The organism is Actinoplanes sp. ATCC 53533 (genome assembly GCF_003947245.1).
The window spans coordinates 1-16,376 of record NZ_QHHV01000070.1; the positions used below are offsets into that span (position 1 = coordinate 1).

Below are 16,376 nucleotides of genomic sequence, written 5' to 3' on the forward strand. Positions count from 1 at the left end.
AAAAGGTGGATCGTTGAGCAGGTCAACGGCACGCTGATGTTGCACCGCCGTCTGGTCCGCGAATACGAGGCCCGGCCCGAATCATCGGTGTCAAGGACGCTGTGGGCGTCGATGGCGAACATGGTCCGCCGGTTGACCGGAACCAGCACCCCGACCTGGCGACACCGGTGAACGGCATGCATCTCGAGACGATCCTCGGACTGATCACCGACCGGGAAGTCGCAGCAACGCACCGAGCCGGGCAGTTGCACGCGCAGATCAGCGCCCTGACCGACGAACTCACCCTCCTCGACGGCGAGTTGGCCGACCTCGCGACCACGCGCAGCACCCTGCAGACATTCGCCGCGGACGAGTTCACCGCCGACGACCCCACCGTGACCAGTTCCGCCTATCAGCAGATCCTCGGCGTGCTGCGCACCACGCCAGACGGGATGCGCGCCAAGGACATCTGCCGCGCCCTCAACATCGAACCGCTGCCGAAACACGTCGAAGGCGCCCGCGCGAAGCTGAAACGCATGGTCAACCGGCAGGTCCTCACCGAAAACCAACCCGGAATCTTCGCCCTCGTCCCGAAACGGACCTAACCTCCCTGACCGCCCTCTCAGGGGCAAGGGCTTCTGCGGCGAACTCGACCAGCCGCTCAGGGACGGGAACCCAGTCGCCCGTGCGCTCGTCGGCGCCGAGAATGACGATCGGCCCGTACAGGCGCACATGTCGTTTCCATACGGCGGCCGCCATCGCAAGGTCGCGTTTGTCGACGTCGGGTGGAGCGGGGTATTCGCCGGTCATTTGGGCGAGCCTGAGTGCGTATCCGAGGATGGTGGCTCGTCGGTTGAACACCGCGTCGCTGAGGCACTCCGGTGAGCCTTCCTCGTCCAGCAGGAAGTCCAGGCTGATCAGCCCGGCTTGCTCCACCGTGACCTTCTCGATCAGGTCGCAGCCGATCACCTTCCGGGCTCCGGCGTGGGCGTTGTCGCCGAGGTCCACGAGGTGGACCGTCGCGGTCGGGTCGGCGGGTATCAGCAGTGCCGGGAATCTCGGCTGGTCCGTGTCGGGAGTCCAGCGCATCGCGTCGAGAGGCGTGGGGCTGCTCATCGTCGCTCACATCTCCTATGGGTAGTAACGTATCTACCTTGTTGGGTGGGCCCTTGCGCGGAACGAGCGCGTTGTCGCCGCGAGCACGCGGGACCCAGGACGTCCTGTGGTGCTCGGTGTATGCCGCCCGCTGCTGACTTGGCCTGCGGGGTGCGTGTTTGCCGCTGCTGGCGGCTACCAGGCGCAGCGGGTCTTGCAGGCATGCCGGTACGCCGAGCGTGGGTCAGACCGGCCGAGCGTCCGTGTTGGTCCGGTCGGCCGGTCGGCGGGGCCCGGCGTCCGCGGCGACGCAGTGCAACTCGTGCACGTCGTAGGGGCCCTCCTGCTAGCTCTGGAGCAGGTCGGTCTTGGTTCGCACTGGCCCGTTCACACTGATCACCGCCTGGTCAGCGGTGATCGGGTAGCTGTCACAACCATCCCGACGAACAGCTCCGCCGGCCGCGATCCGCGACCGGCCACATGAAGCAATCGCAGCCGCCGTGCTGTATCCGGCGGGGTCTGATCTGCGCCGGCGCGAACTCAGCCGTGCCGGCATGGTCGATGCCGTGGCGTTGGCTCTGCGCGCCGGTCGGCCAGCGGACGCACGCCGAGCTCACCGAGCCGATCGCGGACGCCGGCGGTCTCACGCTCGCTGCGGTGCAGCGTCGACTCGGCTGTCGCCACAGGGCATGGGTTCACGGAGTCCTGAGTGGCTCGACCGCGGAACGCGCCTGCTGTGAGCCCTCCGGCGGCTTGTGGCGGACGGGATTGCCGGACTCCCGGCCGATGACCCGCGCCTCCGATCGCCACATCACGGTGATCGGGGACTTCTGCACGAAGGAGCCATCTGGGCCGCCGGGCAGCACCCCGATCCCGTACCGCCCTCCTTCGCAGGGAACCCACTGCCAGACGGTCCCGGCCTGGTCGTGAACCCATGCGGTGACCAGTCCGTAGTGCCGTGCGTAGCGGATCACCGAATCGCGGGCGGCGTCCTGGAGGTTCGTGCCTGGCGGGTACTGGTCCTGCCGGGCGAAGCGGACGATGTACTGCTCGCCGCCGCACTCCTGGATCATGAGCACACCTGAATCAACGTCGGACGGTGCTCGTCCGGGCATGAACTCGCTGACAGCGGGTCATCCGTGGACAACGCAACCTGCCAGCGGATGTGTGACGCAGTGCCGGTCATGCGCGCATCCGCAGGGTCGGCAGCGCCGCGTGACGGGTCATCGGCCACGGCACACTCGCCGGATCGATGTGCGCGGTGATGAGCTTGCCGACGATCGGGGTGAGACCGGTGCGGGGGCTGCAGTCCATCGCGCGGCGCAGCGCTTCACCCGCCAGTACCTCGTTGCCGGTGCGCCAGGCCCACCAGGCGGCGAGCGTCGCCACCGGACCGGCGTGGCTGTCCGGGACGCGGCGGGTCAGGTCGAACCACAGCTGTCGCTGCCACGGCTGGCCGTCGGTGGCCAGCCATGCCTGCTCTCGCGGGTTCGGCTCGCACAGCAGCACGGCCAGTGCGGCTGCCTGGGCGTCGCTGAGCCGTTGTCCCCGCTCGGCCATCCGCAGCGCGTCCGCGACCGTGAACGGCTCTTTGGCATCATCCGGGTGGGTGATGGCGGCGCTGATCGCGGCTTGGGCGTCAGGATCGGCGCCGAGTTCGCTCACCACTTCGGCGCGCGACGCCGCCGCGGTTTCGCCATGGACGACCAGGGTTGCCGCGGAGACGGTGGCGCGTGGGTCGAACGCGACGCCGTGTGTGGCGGAACATCGGCAGCCGTCCCAGACGCAGCGGTATTCGTTCGCGCTGACCCAGAAGCTGCCCACGATGGGCACGTCGCGGCGCAGGCCACGGATGATGGCGTCGAGCCGGCCGCTGTCCGGTTGGCTGCCGTAGCCCACCAGCACCAGGGCCGACGTGGTGTGGCCCAGCGCCGCACGGAACTGGGCGATGATCTCGGCCGGTGGTGCATCGAGGTCCATCCGGCCTACGGCACGGACGTGCTTGTCCGAACCGGCGAAGACCGCGACGATGGAATCGGCGGGGTGGAAGCCGATCAGGAACGGCACCGCACCCAGCAGATCCTCCGCCGAGCGCACCCGGCAGTCTGCTTGCGTCTGACTCATCGAGGGTTGTCCTTTCACGATCAGGAGCCGCCGCGGACGCGGCAGGCGGCGTCCTGGTGAGGCCGGCCGCCGCGGGCTGTTGGCAGAGAACGGGATGAATGGCGATCAGGGGTTGTTGGCGCCGCCACCTGTGGTAGGTCGATGGGCGTTGCGCACAAGCTCGACGGATGGGCTTGCTGTGTCCGATCAGGAGGCCGGCTCGACGCGGCGGGTGACGCTGTCGGCGAGACCGGCGCACCGTTACAGCTCGGGGACGGTGTAGCGGCCGCGCTCCTGAGTTCGCAGCAGATCAGCCTCGTTACGCACTGGCCCGGTCACAGGAGTACCGCGGGGTCCGCGGCGACCGGGTAGGGCAGCTCGTCCATGCCGATCGGGCAGCGCCGCCGCCAGCTGCGATCCCCGACCGGCCAGACGAACCGGTGGCAGCCGAGGTGGCGCACCTTCCGGGCGCCGATCTGTTGCAGGGCGAGTACGAGCCATGCGGCGGGTGTCAGGTCCCTACCGGTCCGCGCGTAGCCGGCGACCATCTCGGCCAGCGGACGAGCGCCCAGTCGACACAGCCTGGCCTGGACTCCCTGTGCTCCGCGTTCGCCGCGGCACACCTTCGACTGTGCCCTCGCGGTCAGGACCGTCCCGTCGGGCAACACCGCGATGGTGCGCCTCGTTCCGCGTCCGAGGTACCGTCCTCGGGTGACGCGGTAGATGTGGCCGATGTGCCCCCGCAGCAGCGGTATGCCGGTGACGATCCGCGGTTGCGGGTCCGAGAACGCGACCAGGCCGCGAAGCCCGTGAGCGGCGGCGAGGCGGAACAGCCGACCCAGCATGAAACTTTCCGCATTTGCGGGCACCTCGTCCAGCAGGACGAACCTGGACAATTCCGCCGCAGAGTTGGGGTCGAGCGTCGGGAACGGCTTGGTGAGCACTCGCGGGTGCATCGGCACCCCGAGCGCCGCCGCTCCGACGAGGTGCTGTCCCTCGACGAGGGCGAGCGACATTCTCGCCGCGGGCCAACTGTGGCTGTAATGATGCCGTTCCACAAATCGGCGTGCTTCCCGTTCGGGAACCTCCACCACCCGGTATCGGCGGGCGTTGAAGCCGCCGTCGCTCGTGTGCCGCCACGTCGGTGTCCGGTGGGCGGTGCGCTGGCACCAGCCGCTGTCGTAGAGGGGGCCGTCGGCGGGCGGTAGCGCTGCGACATTGCGGGGTTCGTCGAGCTGCGGGGAGTGCCGGAGAATTTCCTCGCTGGGCGGCGACGCCAGCTTCACCTGGTGGGCTGTGCCGCCCGTGTCGACGTGGTCCACACGGGTTTGTTTCGTTGCGTTCAACGGATGCCTCCTCGCCTCATATTGCGCACATGCTGTGAACGCGGGTTCTGTCGGCGGCTCGTGGCTCGGCGTGTCCGCCGGGCGCCGGCCAGCGCAAGGTCCTCACGGGAACCGGAACCGACTCGGCTTCAGCTGCGGTCCCGAGCTCACGCCTGGCCGTCGGGACCGTCGGCGGGCGCGCTTCAGTTGGTCGGCGTCGGCTTCCAACTGCGGAACGGCACGGGAGCCCGTCCACGACCATGTGCGGCATCCGGGCTAGAGCAGAGTCCGCGAGATGTACCAGGTGGCTGCGGCCGCCGTGATCGCGGTGAGGTAGAAGGCGTCCACGATTGAGTTCTGCGCGCAGCCGGTGGGTAGCAGCGCGAGACATATCAATGGAGCGGCCACAGCGATGATCCATGCGAGGGCGATCAGTGCTGCGACGACGAGGAGACGGATGGTTTCGTGGGCTGTTTCGTCGGCATTCACGGGCAGCCTTTCGGGGGTTGATGAGGTGACAAATGGCGTCAGGGCACAGGCCGGCGCGAGCGGACAAGCCGACCGTGGCGATGCGGGAGCGTCAGCGCGGCGGCGGACGCTCCCCGCAGGTGTCTGCGCTGCAGCAGGTGCGATGCGCTGGGTGGGTTGTCGCCGGTCAGCCCTTGACCTTGATGGTGATCGCCTCATACCGGCCTGCCGGGTCGTGGATGCCGGCGTGCAGCTCGACCGGGCCGCGCTGGCCGCCGAACACCACGTCGTACATGGCGTTGATGGCGTGGGCGTGGGAGGGCGGCGCCTGGACGTTGAACGGCGGCACCTGCCGGATCACGCCGGGGCCGTCCACTCCGATCGCGACCGCCCGCACGACGTACATGTCCTCACCGGGGGTGCTGCCGCCCGGCTTGCTGATGGCGGTGAGCACGTCGCGGGCGTCGGTGACGAGCCGGGCGGTGCCGTCGGCGATCAACGCGTGGCACGTGGTCGACAGTGCGGAGGTGACCGGGCCCGGCACGGCGCAGGCAACCCGTCCGGTGTCGGCCGCGGCGCGTACCGCGAGCGTGGTGTTGCTCCGGACTCCGGCCTCGACCAGGACGGTCGCGACGGCCAGGGTTCCTAGCAGGTGGCTGCGTAGCCAGATACGGGGCCGTGTGGGTTCGGTTCCGGGTGGGAACGGGCTGATCACCGCTCCCTTGACCGCCGTCTGCTCGACGATGCTGGCGATGGGGTCGGTGTACCGGTGGTCGAGTCCGCTGGCGGTCAGCAGAACCGGCGCCGATGTGGTGCTCAGTGCCGTTGCCGCGGCTCGGGCCTCAATGCCGTACCCGGCTCCGGTCACCACCGTCCAGCCTGCGTCGGCCAGATCCCCGGCGATGTTGGTGGCCGCCACCAGGCCGTAGTTCGTGCAGTCCCGAGCACCGGTGACCGCGACGGCTTTGCCGAGCAGCCCGGCGATGTCGGTGCTGCCGCGTACCCACAGGCACGGCAGGTCGTCGCAGCCGGTGCCGGACGGCCAACCCGCGTCGCCGCGGACCAGCATGCTGATTCCCGCTGCGGTGGCCCGTTGACGAAGAGTCCGGCCGAGCTCACCCAGTTGCCGCGCGACCTGCTCGTCGTCGGTGGGCTTGTCAATGGTGCCCTGGTACGCCCAGCGGATGGACGATCCGGGCGGTGTCGCGGTCCGGATCAGCTCGGCCGGAAGAGCGCGGCCGAGCTGTGACGACAGCCCGGCCAAGAAGTCACGGGTGTCCTCGTCGAGATGAGACATGGCGTACAACCTCCGCAATCAGCAACAGCGAGGCCGGCGGCTGACCGTGCGGTCGTCGCCGGAAGGGACGGCACGAACCGGCCCGCCCGGCGCGCGGCCGGTGTCCAGCCCCGGCCCGCCAGCTGTGCGCCTCCGCCGTTGTTCTGCCTGCCGGCCACGCCTCCGCTGGGGTGGGGGCCGGGGCTTGACGACGGACCGACCGGGCGGGACCGTGCCGCCTCCCTTACCGGCCGGGCACCCGCACGGCATCCGCCAGCCGCTACCGCATGACACCCGGCGGATGTCGGGAGCGCGGTGGGCTACTGCTGGTTTCGGAGGTGGTGGGTCGGGTCCGTCAAGCGTCGGCGTCCTCGGCGAGGAAGTGCACCGCCGAGCGGTCCGCGAGGTCGTCGAGGCTCACCGCCAGGCCCTTACACAGGTGGCGGAGGTCGGTGAGCAGGCTGACGATGACGTCCTCGACCGGCTCGTGCCGGTCCAGCGGTCCCATGTCGGGGCTGCTCGCGTACGCCTGCAGCGCCCGCGCGGCCTGAACCGCTCGACGGTTCGTCTCGCGCAGCGCGCTGTTGCCGGTTCCGAATAGGAATTCCAGCAGCGCGAGGCCTTCGACGAGATCGAGGGCTGATGCGGGTTTCGTTGTCATGGTCGACTTCCTGTCCTGTTGGTGCCGGTCGAGTCGCCGAGGTGACGCCCGTCCACCAAGCGGCGTTCATGCGCGGTGCAGGGCTGCTTCGTGCGGCGATCGCCGCGCTCGCGGCGTCCTGCTGGTTGCGCGCGGGCGGCGCGAACCTCGCGTTCAGGCCGCGGTGGGCCGATGCGCCGGGTCGCACTCGGCCAGCAGGCCGCGCCGCCATTGCAGGGCCCAGCGGCGGCAGTTGCCGCAGCGGCCACGATGCGCGCAGCCGGGCTGCGCCTGCCGGTAGCGCCCGGCGAACGACCAGGCGAGCGAGTCACTGGAGTAGATGTCGTCGCCGAATCGGCGCAGGCCCAGCGTTTTGACACCGAAGGTGTGAATGCGGGAGATCCCGAGCTGGCGGACCGCGGCAATGATGTTGGCCGCCTCCACGGTGCCTTGCCGGTGCGCCACTGATCCGACCCCGACCATCGGGGCTTGCCGCAGGTTGACGCCGTGTCGTTCGTAGAGCGCGGCGCAGGCTTCGTAGTCGCCGGGCAGCCAACCTTGCAGGATGGGGATGAACGGAAGCGTGTCGTCGATGCTGGCCAACTCGAGGTAGCTTGCGACGGTCAGCTCGACGTGCCGCCGAACCGGCAACCCGGTGCGGGCCAGCAGGGCCGGGTCGGTGAGCCAGTCCTGCGTCGCGGCCCAGTCGAGCCGGCCGACCTCGGCGGCGTAGCGGCGGACCCGGGCGGCGTACTGGTGTGGGGTCGGCCCGTCAGCCCAGCCGCCGTTGCGCAGCAGCTGGCTGTAGGCACCCGAATCCAGCGCCCACCGGCAACTCGCCTGCGGCAGCCGGCGGTAGGAGCGCAGCCTGGTGTCCGAGACGAACAGCGGCACCTCGCTGTCTGCCAACCATCTGGGCCGATGCGTGCCGAGGTAAAACACCCGCACGCCGGGCTACCGGGAACGAGCGGACGTCACTGGGCGCGCTTCGGCGAGCAGGGACCGCACATGTTCGCAGCAAGGCCGCCTCGTGTCGGCGGGCGACCGTCGCAACCACGACTGGTGATTCCCGTGCTTGCCGGTCTCCGCCGGGCCCGACGGGGCCAACCAGGCGGCGATCTGGTCCCGGCTGCCGGTGCGCAGCGTACGCACTGACCGCATCGCCGTCGGGCCGATGAACAGGTGCCGGACCTGGTAGACCGACCCGCGGCCTGACGCCAGCTGACGGCGGGCACGAGCACGGGCGTCGTCAAGCCCGTGGACGCCGGCGAGCGACCAGTCACTCTGCGCGGCGAACAGACGCCTCCGCGAACTCAACTCTCCTCCAGACAAAGACGCGGGAGCGTTCACCGCGAGGTGAACGCTCCCGAACGAACAAGACGGTGTGATGGTCGAAGACCGTCGGATGATCAGCCTGCGACGGCGACGGTGGTCGCTTCGTAGCCGCCGCCCGGGTCGTAGATGCCGGCAGGTGCCGCGGTTCCACGTCCGGGCGCTCTCGCACGCCCACGCGGCGAACGCCGCGTGGGCGTGCTGTTCGGCGGGCATCGCGGTCCGGTCGAGCTGACCGCCGGCTCTGGTTGTTGCCATCCGTGCGGGCCGCGACCGCCCGTACGGCGAACAGACCGTCGCCCGGGGTGCTACCGCCCGGCCGCCCTCCGCCGGTACCCGCCTGCGTCGGGTGGCCGTACTACCTCAGGAGACTCTCCACCGTCGTCTGGTCGCCCGCCTGGTAGGCGGTCAGCAGCGCGGCGAACGTTGCGGCGGGCATGGTGCGAAGTCCCAGTTGTTCGGCCTTCTGGGCCTTCGACCCGGCTCCGTCGCCGATGACGACCAGGCTGGTGCGCGTGGACACCGATCCGGAGGACTTCCCGCCGAGGGTCTCGATGGCCTCGTTGCCCTCGTTGCGGGTCAGGCCGGGCACCGACCCGGTGATGACCACTGTCATCGGTGTGCCGTCCTCAGTGCGCAACGGCGGCCGGATACCGCCCGCCGCGGCCGACGCGGGGCCGGGTTCGGTCATGGTGACGCCCCGCCCGGTGAGCTTGTCGATGACCGGGCCCAACTCGACCAGCTCGGCGGCGATGGTGGCGGCCCTTTCCGGGCCGACCGCCTCAACCTGCTGCAATTGCTCGACGGTGGCGTCACGCAGCGCCTGCATCGTGCCGAAGTGCCGGGCCAGCCGGCGCGACATCGACCGGCCGGTCATCCGGACACCGAGCCCGGTCAGGACCCGCGACAGCGGCTGGCTACGCGACGCCGTGATGTTGGCGACGAGCTTTCCGGCGGATGCCGGACCCATCCGCTCCAGGCCGGCCAGAGTAGCCACGTCGAGGTCGTACAGGTCGGCCGGATCGGTCACCAGATTCGCGGCCACCAACGCGTTGACGATCTTGTCGCCCAGGCCCTCGATGTCCATCGCGTCGCGGGCGGCGAAGTAGCCCAGCGACTCGGCGGCCCCGCACGCGCGGCCCCGCACGCACCGCCACCGCTTCTGGGTACGGTTGATGTCGCCGCCACAGCGCGGGCAGACCTGCGGCGGCGTGAACGGACGCGCGCCGGCGGGCCGGTCGTCGAGTTTCGCGCCCGTGACCTCCGGGATGACCTCGCCGGCGCGGCGCACCCATACCGTGTCGCCGACACGGACGTCGCGGCGTACCAGGTCGTCGAAGTTATGCAACGTCGCCGAGATGATCACAACCCCGCCGACCTGGACCGGGTCCAACACCGCCACCGGAGTGATCACACCGGTGCGCCCGACCTGGACCTCGATGCCGACCAGGCGGGTGGTGCGGGTATCAGCCGGGAACTTATAGGCGATCGCCCAGCGCGGCGCCCGGCTCGACGACCCGGCATCGGCGCGGTCGGCGGCATCGTCGGCCTTGACGACCACGCCGTCCACGCCGAAACCGAGGTCTCCGCGGGCCGTCCCCAGCCACTCGACGGCGGCCACGACCTCGTCCACGGTGGCGCACAGCGCCATCCCGGCCGTCGACCCGGCCGTCGTCGCGACACCGAGCCGGCTGATCGCGGCCATCGCCGCGCTGTGGCGCAGCCCGACACCGCCGGGCAGGTCGTGCACCGCGTAGGCGACAAATGACAGCGGCGCGTCATACGCGCGGTCCCGTGCCCGCAGCGTGCCCGCCGCAGCGTTGCGGGGGTTCGCGAACGCGCGGCCGCCGTGCGCGATGCGCAGTTCGTTGGCCCGGGCGAAGTCGGCGTCGGTCATGAAGACCTCGCCGCGGACCTCGACGGTGACCGGCTGCGTGAGCTGGGCCGGCAGACCGGCAACCCCGAGGGCCTGGAGGGTGACGTCCTCGCCGGTGCGGCCGTCGCCGCGGGTGGCGACCTGGACCAGGCTCCCGGCGACGTAGCGGGCGGCGATCGCCATCCCGTCGACTTTCGGCTCGACGGTATACCCGGCAGCCGGGCGGCCGAGGGCCTTGTCGAGCCGGGCCGCCCAGCCGCGCAGCGTCGTGGCGTCGAAGACGTTGTCGAGGCTCAGCATCGGCACACTGTGCGCGACGTCGCCCCCGCCGGCGACGCCGGCAGCGACCGTCACGGTCGGCGAATCGGGTCGCGCCCACTGCGGGTGTGCGGCCTCGGTCGCGGTGACCCGGGCGAGCAACGCGTCGTAAGTCGCGTCGTCCATGACGATGTCGCCGCCGGTGTAGTACGCCGCGGCGGCGGCCCGGATCTCGGTGATCGCCGCCCGGTACCCGGCGGGGGTGTCGTACGCCGCGGCGTGGTTCGCGTCGACGACCGGAGCGACCTGTGGAGTACTCGCGAGGGTTCCGGGAGCCGGAACTGTGGTTGACATGGCGTGCCTCTTTCTGTTGGCGACGGGTGGTGCGGGGTTGTCCGGGCAGGGTCGGCAGCGCCTGGCCCGGGATGTTTGGGAGCACGGCCGGCCGCGGCGCTCGAGGGCGCGGCAGCGCTCGTGATCGCGTGGCAATACCACCGGTGTTTGGCGGGTTACGGGATTGGGCGAGGATGCTGTGTCCGCGGCGCATCGCCGCCGCCGGGCCCGTGCGGCAGCAATGCGTGAGCTGCCGGTGCGGTTGAGTTCGGCGAGCACATCGGCGGCCGAGGTGACCACCCGTGCGGGAGCGTCGTCGCGAAGGATCGCTTGATAGCCGGCGGACATCGCTGAGGTAGCCGGACCTGGCACCACCATCGCGGCCCGGCCCCGGGCGAGCGCCGAACGCGTCATCTGCATGAGCCGCTACGTATGGCCGACTCGACCACGGCGGTGCCGATCGTGGCGGCCGCGACGAACCGATTCGGGCGAGGAAGCGGTGCCGCAGCGGCTCGGAGCTTGGCGGCCACTCGCTGATCAGCAGGCCGGTCTCGGGGATCTGCTCGAACATGGCGGCGTTTCCGGCCGGGTAGGGCCGCTCGACCCGGCAGGCCAGCACCGACATCGTGCGGCCGCCCGCGGCCAGCGTCGCCCGGTGTGCCGCGGTGCCGATGGTGATCGGGTGAGCGACTGCCCGAACCGATCTGCGGTGTCGTTGCCGCTCACGCTCGTGATGCGGTACATGACTCCGGTGCTGGCTACGGTCGCCCGATCAAGGGCTGCGCCTGCGGGCTGAGGGTGCAGCAGGGCTCCCAGGGGAAACGGCCTTGTGTGTCAGGCCAGACAACTTGCAGCAGGCCCACACAGTCCTGGCCGTACCGGACGTAGGCGGCGGCTGGCCGCAACGCCCCGGTTGCCGGTCCCTCGACGAGGATGGCGTCGGAGCCGTCCAGAAGATCATTGATCCGTTGCCCTGCCGAAAGCCGCTCCGCACGCTGGACCACGCGCCTGGCGAGCTCGTTGAGCAGGTGTTGCGAGACGGCGGGGTCCGTGCCGGCGATGAGAAGCTCAGGACATTGCAGGGCGGTGAGTCCAATGGTGTAGGTCAATGCGGTATGTTGGTTGTCGTTGGCGGGGATGGTGAGGATTGCCCATCCCTGCTGGTCGATTCTCTGCTGCATGCGGCGCAGGAATCTGCCGACGCTGGGCATGATGTGAAGCCTCGATTCGTTCGAAGATCGCTCGGTGAGTCAATGCCGCGTCCTCTCGTCGGCGGCTCCGGAACTGGGCGTGCGGCCGATATCGTGGTGGTGTTTGCGGATCGGGCGCATGGTGGCGGCCACTGGTGTTGCTCCTGCCAGTTCGCAGGACTCGGCGCAAAGGCCCGAACCGGTTGGCGAGAACAGGCTGCCGACCGGCGACGGCTGGACAAGGTGTGGTTGCTGCCGCTCTTGGGCCGTGCCGGCCAACTGGCACCGCTTCGATGACGCGGGCACCCGCCGCGGTTGGGCCGGTGCCGGACCGGGCCGGCCGGAAGTGTCGATATCAGGAGCGGGTTGCGGTGCGGACGGCGCGGACCGTAGGCGGGTTGGCTTCTGCACGAGACGGGTCGACGGTCAGCTGTGTGCGCTTGGCGCGACCGAGCCGTCGAGACTCCAGGCGGCGCCGACGCAGGCCGGGAAACGCCCGCTGCTGGCCGTTCCAGGTGCGTCGGTGCGAGACCGCCGGCCGATGAGCTGGATAGGAACGGGCGGGGTGCCTGTGGGCCGGGATTCGTACCGCTCGGAGCGGATATTGACGAAGTCGATGTCGGAGGCGTACGCGACGTAGACGCCGCGCAGGATGGTGCCGCCGAGCCGGTCACAGCAGGACACGATGACCGGATACCAGCCGGTCAGAGCGGCGGTGACGAGGTGGCCGCAGGACAGGGCGAACTCGAACACGCACAGCCGGTGCACTTCCACGTCGTCAGCGACGCCGGGGCCAGGGCCGGGCGGGGTTGCCGCGTTCGGGGTGCAGGGACGGCAGATCGGGCCGAGATCGGGCTGGTATCCGCCGTCGCATTCTTCACACACGATGCGCAGGCAGGACCGGCACTCGCCGGAGGCAGTGGTCTGCCGGCTGATGCCGCAGAACCCGCACGGGCCGGTGAGGCAGTCGTCGGTGTGAAAACCTGGACGGTGGTGGTGGCACGGGTGGTCATGCATCCCGGCCCTGCCGGAGACGCTGGTAGACGGCCTCGGCGGTCAGCGGTTGCCGAGAGACGACGGCCGGGGTATCGATAGGTCGCCAGCCGAACGGCTCGCATGCCAGCCAGGTGGTGCGGTCTTCGACCGTGACCGCGGCGACGTCGCCCACCGACAGGGGGCGAAGTCCCAGCAGCCGGTACGTGCAGGCCAGCAGGAACCCAGACTCGCCGCCCGCGTTCGCCCGGGCGTGCTCAAGAGTGACCAGGTCGGCGTTGAGGATGTGGAACACCCAAGCCGCGACCTGTTCCGGCTCCGTGCACGCGGGCAGATCACGGTAATGGGACATTACCTCGATCAGCTCGTCGCCCGGCGTGTACGCCGCGAAGCGGCTGCTCTGGTGGTGATAGACGGTGACGTGGCGTAGCACCATGGAAATGCCTCCACAGAAGTCAGACGATCAAGCCCGTGAGCTTGGGCCGTCGCAGTCAGGCCGCACGGGGCAGCGTCGCCCTGCGGGTGGCGCAGCGCCGGGGCGCTGGCCCGATCCGGACGGCGGACCGATCGGCGCTGGCCCGCAAGGCCCACCCGCTACGGCTCCTGATTCAGCGGCGGTTCGTGGGTGGGCCTTGCGGGACGAGCCGGGGTCGGCCAGGATCCGGGGCCCAGCGACCCGCTGCGGTCCACCGGCGGCCGGCTCGCCGCTGTGGTTGACCATGCACAGCGCACACCGGTTTGCGCCGCCCATTCGTGCTTCCCGCGATCAGCTCCTGGTCCGGCCGCGTACGGGCAGTGCCGGGGGCCGCGGTGTTTGCCGGGACGCGCTTTGGCATCAGATGGGCGGACACGCGAGTCAGCACGTTTGCGCGTGCTGCCGCTATTGCGGAGCCACCCTCGCCGCCGAACAGGGAGGCCATGCCCTCGACGATTTCGGGATCGCGTTGCCGCACGCGAACAGATCGACCGTGCGCAGGGTCCACGCAAACAGCGGGTGCTGGCGCTCGAGTCTCATGCCCGGGATTGTCCAGGTCGGGCACGACGCTGCCGTGCCTTCCGCCGCGCATCGTCGGCGACGCGCCGCCCAAGGTCCTGCATCGACGCCTCGTCGGGCAGGCCGTCGGCGTCGAGATTCAGCCTCACGACGGCTACGTCCATCGGGTGCTGCCGCTCGCCGTCACGGGTGACGATGAAGCTCAGCAGCAGATACGACGGCCGGGACCCGCTGAGGTCTGCCTCGAGGTCGCCCAGGCCCAGCGAACCAGGCCCCGGCTCGATGTTCTCGCTGGCCAGTGCCCTGCGGGCCACCTCGGCGATGCCACCGATCCCGGTGAGGTCGCCCAGCGCGTCGGTGGTGGCGACGATGCGTTCCAGCGCCCGGCGCAGCCGGGCCGCGTCGGTGTCGGTGGCATCAAACATCGGCCGACTCCTTCGCAAACCGCGTCGTGCCTTGGGCGGCGATCGTCGACTCCCACAGCTCGTGGAAGCCTCGTTCCTCCTTGTCGGCCACTGCCAGCGGAGCCGCCACGAGGAACCGCTCGCAGCTCGGGTAGACGTTGCGCGGGACGACCAGGTGCCGTCGCGGCGTGATCCCGGGATCGAGCGAGCCGTCCCGGGCGCTGCTGATCTCGGCGACCATCTCGGCGCGGCTGCCGGAATGGACCGCATGGGTCGACCGCCACGCTCTACCCTTACGGCTGCTGTCGCCGGCGACGCCCAGCTTCGCACCGTGCGGCCGGAAGACCCGGCGTACGTCGTAGATCGCCCACCTGCTGGCGTTCAACCGTTCCTGCACCGCGGCGAGAACCCTGTCCAGTCCGTGCTGATGCGCGACCTGCCAGGCAGTGCTGGTCTTGAACAGGGCCATCCGCGGATTCAGCGCCAACGCGAGCAGTTCCAGCCAGATGGACAGCACACCGGCGGACGGCTGCGCCCGCCACCGCTCGGCGATCCGGGCGTTCTTCGCCCTGCTGCCTCCGGCAAACGGGAAATAGCCACAGCAAGATCGAGGCCATTCGATCCCATACCGGGCGCGTAGGTATTCCAGGCACAACTGCCTGTCGTAGCCCCATTGGCGCGGGTAGACCGAGCGACGTGTTGCTCTGGAGTACGACAGGTCTTTCTGCACGCGGGCGGTCTCTTCGCTGGCGAACCCCATGATGTGAATCCGTTCGGTGGTGCCGTACTCGGCCGTCGCCCACGTATCCAACGGCCAGCCCTTCGCCCGATACGAGCAGCGGCGCGACGCGGCCGCGGTCTGCGGCACCGTCCCAGCCGTAGCGAGCTCGTCCTCCAGTGCCCACGGCCCGCGCATGAACATGCGTTGCGGCGCGCGGCTGTCGTCCAGGATGACGATGCCGTCCTCTTGCGACTGACCGGCCCGGCTGATCTGTACATACCTCAGGCCGGCGCGCCGGATCACCGGCAGAAGGTGGTGTTCCATCGCTTCCTGCGTCTCGTCGAATTCGTTGCCGGTCATCGCTGTGACGAGGTCGACGTCCGAGAGCTCGATCCGCACGAGGCGCTCGCGGCCATCAGCGTCAGCGACTAGCAGCACGCGCGCGTCCTCGTTCTCGATCAGCTCCGTGACGATGACCGCGGTGTCGACGCCCATGCCGCAGCAGAGCTGTACCGGCATGGACGGGCCCGGCGTGCCGTATCGGGCGATCAGCTCGGCGAGCGTACGTCCGCCGTTCGCACGCCGACCCGTCTCGTCGAGCGGACCGCGACGGTGCGACGGGTCGAGCAGGGTGAGCTGGCGAGCTACCGTCTGTTCGACCGCGTCCAGGTCAAGCACGGAGCTCTCCAGCCGAGATGATCATCAGTGCCCGGCCTTCACGCCGTAGCAGGCCCTGGTAGTCGCCGTCGGCCGCCGCGGCGAAGGCGTCTCGCGCGGCGCCCTGATAGGCCGCGAGAAGGTGATCTTCGACGGTGTCGCGCACCGTCGTCGAGTAGTCCAGTTCCGGGCTTCCTCCTGTGGCGGTGGCGTCGGGATGACGGCCGTAGTTGTCTTCGTCGAACCACAGCAGCTCGCCGGTGCTCCCGCGGACGGCATGCAGCCAGATCGCGTCGCCCTTGGCAGCGACCTCGACCACGAGTGTCGCCGCTTGCGGATGGGTTTCCCGAAGGAGGCTGAACGCGTCAGCGATCGGTTGGTACATGGTCAACTCCTAATGAGTTCTGGGAGTGAGCCATCCGGCAGACTCCCGGTGGGTAGGTAGCCGCCGGCTGGTGAGCACTAGTTGCTCCTGGACTTCGAGTCCTGAGCAAAGATCGTGCCCCGGCTGGTCGGTGTGGAGAGTTGATCGCTGATGGGATGTCGTGCCCGTCCGGTTGCGGTGTGAGCACTGCTTCATTAGGTCGCTGATAGTTCTCCTCCGGGCTACCGACGGTGATCGGCTTGAGAGGCGGGAGATGCGTTGCTGTTCGTAGGGGATGACTGGGCCGAGGACCACCACGACGTCGAGGTGATGGACGCATCCGGCCGCCGGCTGGCCAAGGCCCGACT

16 protein-coding genes and 2 pseudogenes are annotated in these 16,376 nt (G+C 69.8%); 2 read left to right on the top strand and 16 right to left on the bottom strand.

Annotation, left to right across the window (positions count from 1 at the left end; genetic code table 11):
* Positions 1-171: pseudogene (locus DMB66_RS66000) on the top strand (IS5/IS1182 family transposase); the annotation flags it as partial.
* A gap of 5 nt (positions 172-176) precedes the next feature.
* Positions 177-584, top strand: a complete 408-nt coding sequence (locus DMB66_RS23810) for a hypothetical protein (protein ID WP_125806345.1) — start codon at positions 177-179, stop codon at positions 582-584.
* Here DMB66_RS23810 and DMB66_RS23815 read toward each other — a convergent pair.
* The 16 genes and pseudogenes from DMB66_RS23815 to DMB66_RS23890 form a co-directional block, all read right to left on the bottom strand.
* Entirely contained in the window at positions 535-1,095 is a 561-nt protein-coding gene (locus DMB66_RS23815; protein WP_125806346.1) for a hypothetical protein, read from the bottom strand. The two genes, DMB66_RS23810 and DMB66_RS23815, sit on opposite strands and share 50 nt — an antisense overlap.
* A gap of 674 nt (positions 1,096-1,769) precedes the next feature.
* Positions 1,770-2,147, bottom strand: coding sequence for a hypothetical protein (locus tag DMB66_RS23820; protein ID WP_125806347.1), 378 nt, complete (start codon positions 2,145-2,147; stop codon positions 1,770-1,772).
* A gap of 109 nt (positions 2,148-2,256) precedes the next feature.
* Positions 2,257-3,198, bottom strand: a complete 942-nt coding sequence (locus tag DMB66_RS23825) for a DUF4192 domain-containing protein (protein ID WP_125806348.1) — start codon at positions 3,196-3,198, stop codon at positions 2,257-2,259.
* A gap of 314 nt (positions 3,199-3,512) precedes the next feature.
* On the bottom strand, positions 3,513-4,523 hold the full coding sequence (locus tag DMB66_RS23830) for a hypothetical protein (protein WP_125806349.1): 1,011 nt from the start codon (positions 4,521-4,523) through the stop codon (positions 3,513-3,515).
* A 255-nt stretch (positions 4,524-4,778) separates the two neighbouring features.
* A complete protein-coding gene (locus tag DMB66_RS23835; protein WP_125806350.1) occupies positions 4,779-4,991 on the bottom strand; it encodes a hypothetical protein in 213 nt (70 codons plus the stop codon).
* A gap of 166 nt (positions 4,992-5,157) precedes the next feature.
* Positions 5,158-6,267: a DNA-processing protein DprA gene (locus DMB66_RS23840; RefSeq protein ID WP_125806351.1), complete on the bottom strand. Its 1,110-nt coding sequence runs from the start codon at positions 6,265-6,267 to the stop codon at positions 5,158-5,160.
* Between the two features lie 334 nt (positions 6,268-6,601).
* Positions 6,602-6,907, bottom strand: coding sequence for a hypothetical protein (locus DMB66_RS23845; protein ID WP_125806352.1), 306 nt, complete (start codon positions 6,905-6,907; stop codon positions 6,602-6,604).
* 153 nt (positions 6,908-7,060) lie between these two features.
* Positions 7,061-7,795, bottom strand: a complete 735-nt coding sequence (locus tag DMB66_RS23850; RefSeq protein WP_125806353.1) for a hypothetical protein — start codon at positions 7,793-7,795, stop codon at positions 7,061-7,063.
* Positions 7,796-8,576: 781 nt separating this feature from the next.
* Complete coding sequence (gene ligA, locus DMB66_RS23855) at positions 8,577-10,706, bottom strand: NAD-dependent DNA ligase LigA (RefSeq protein WP_125806360.1); 2,130 nt, start codon at positions 10,704-10,706, stop codon at positions 8,577-8,579.
* Positions 10,707-11,229: 523 nt separating this feature from the next.
* Positions 11,230-11,310: pseudogene (locus DMB66_RS63970) on the bottom strand (hypothetical protein); the annotation flags it as partial.
* Positions 11,311-11,443: 133 nt separating this feature from the next.
* A complete protein-coding gene (locus DMB66_RS23865) occupies positions 11,444-11,896 on the bottom strand; it encodes a DUF4262 domain-containing protein (RefSeq protein WP_125806354.1) in 453 nt (150 codons plus the stop codon).
* A gap of 405 nt (positions 11,897-12,301) precedes the next feature.
* Entirely contained in the window at positions 12,302-12,760 is a 459-nt protein-coding gene (locus DMB66_RS23870; RefSeq protein ID WP_233624798.1) for a hypothetical protein, read from the bottom strand.
* Positions 12,761-12,884: 124 nt separating this feature from the next.
* Positions 12,885-13,304, bottom strand: coding sequence for a hypothetical protein (locus DMB66_RS23875; protein WP_125806356.1), 420 nt, complete (start codon positions 13,302-13,304; stop codon positions 12,885-12,887).
* 575 nt (positions 13,305-13,879) lie between these two features.
* Positions 13,880-14,287, bottom strand: a complete 408-nt coding sequence (locus DMB66_RS23880; RefSeq protein WP_125806357.1) for a hypothetical protein — start codon at positions 14,285-14,287, stop codon at positions 13,880-13,882.
* Entirely contained in the window at positions 14,280-15,665 is a 1,386-nt protein-coding gene (locus DMB66_RS23885) for a hypothetical protein (RefSeq protein WP_125806358.1), read from the bottom strand. Before DMB66_RS23885 ends, DMB66_RS23880 begins: the two co-directional genes overlap by 8 nt.
* Positions 15,658-16,029, bottom strand: coding sequence for a hypothetical protein (locus tag DMB66_RS23890; protein ID WP_125806359.1), 372 nt, complete (start codon positions 16,027-16,029; stop codon positions 15,658-15,660). The genes DMB66_RS23885 and DMB66_RS23890 overlap by 8 nt, the downstream gene beginning before the upstream one ends.
* Positions 16,030-16,376 lie beyond the last annotated feature (347 nt).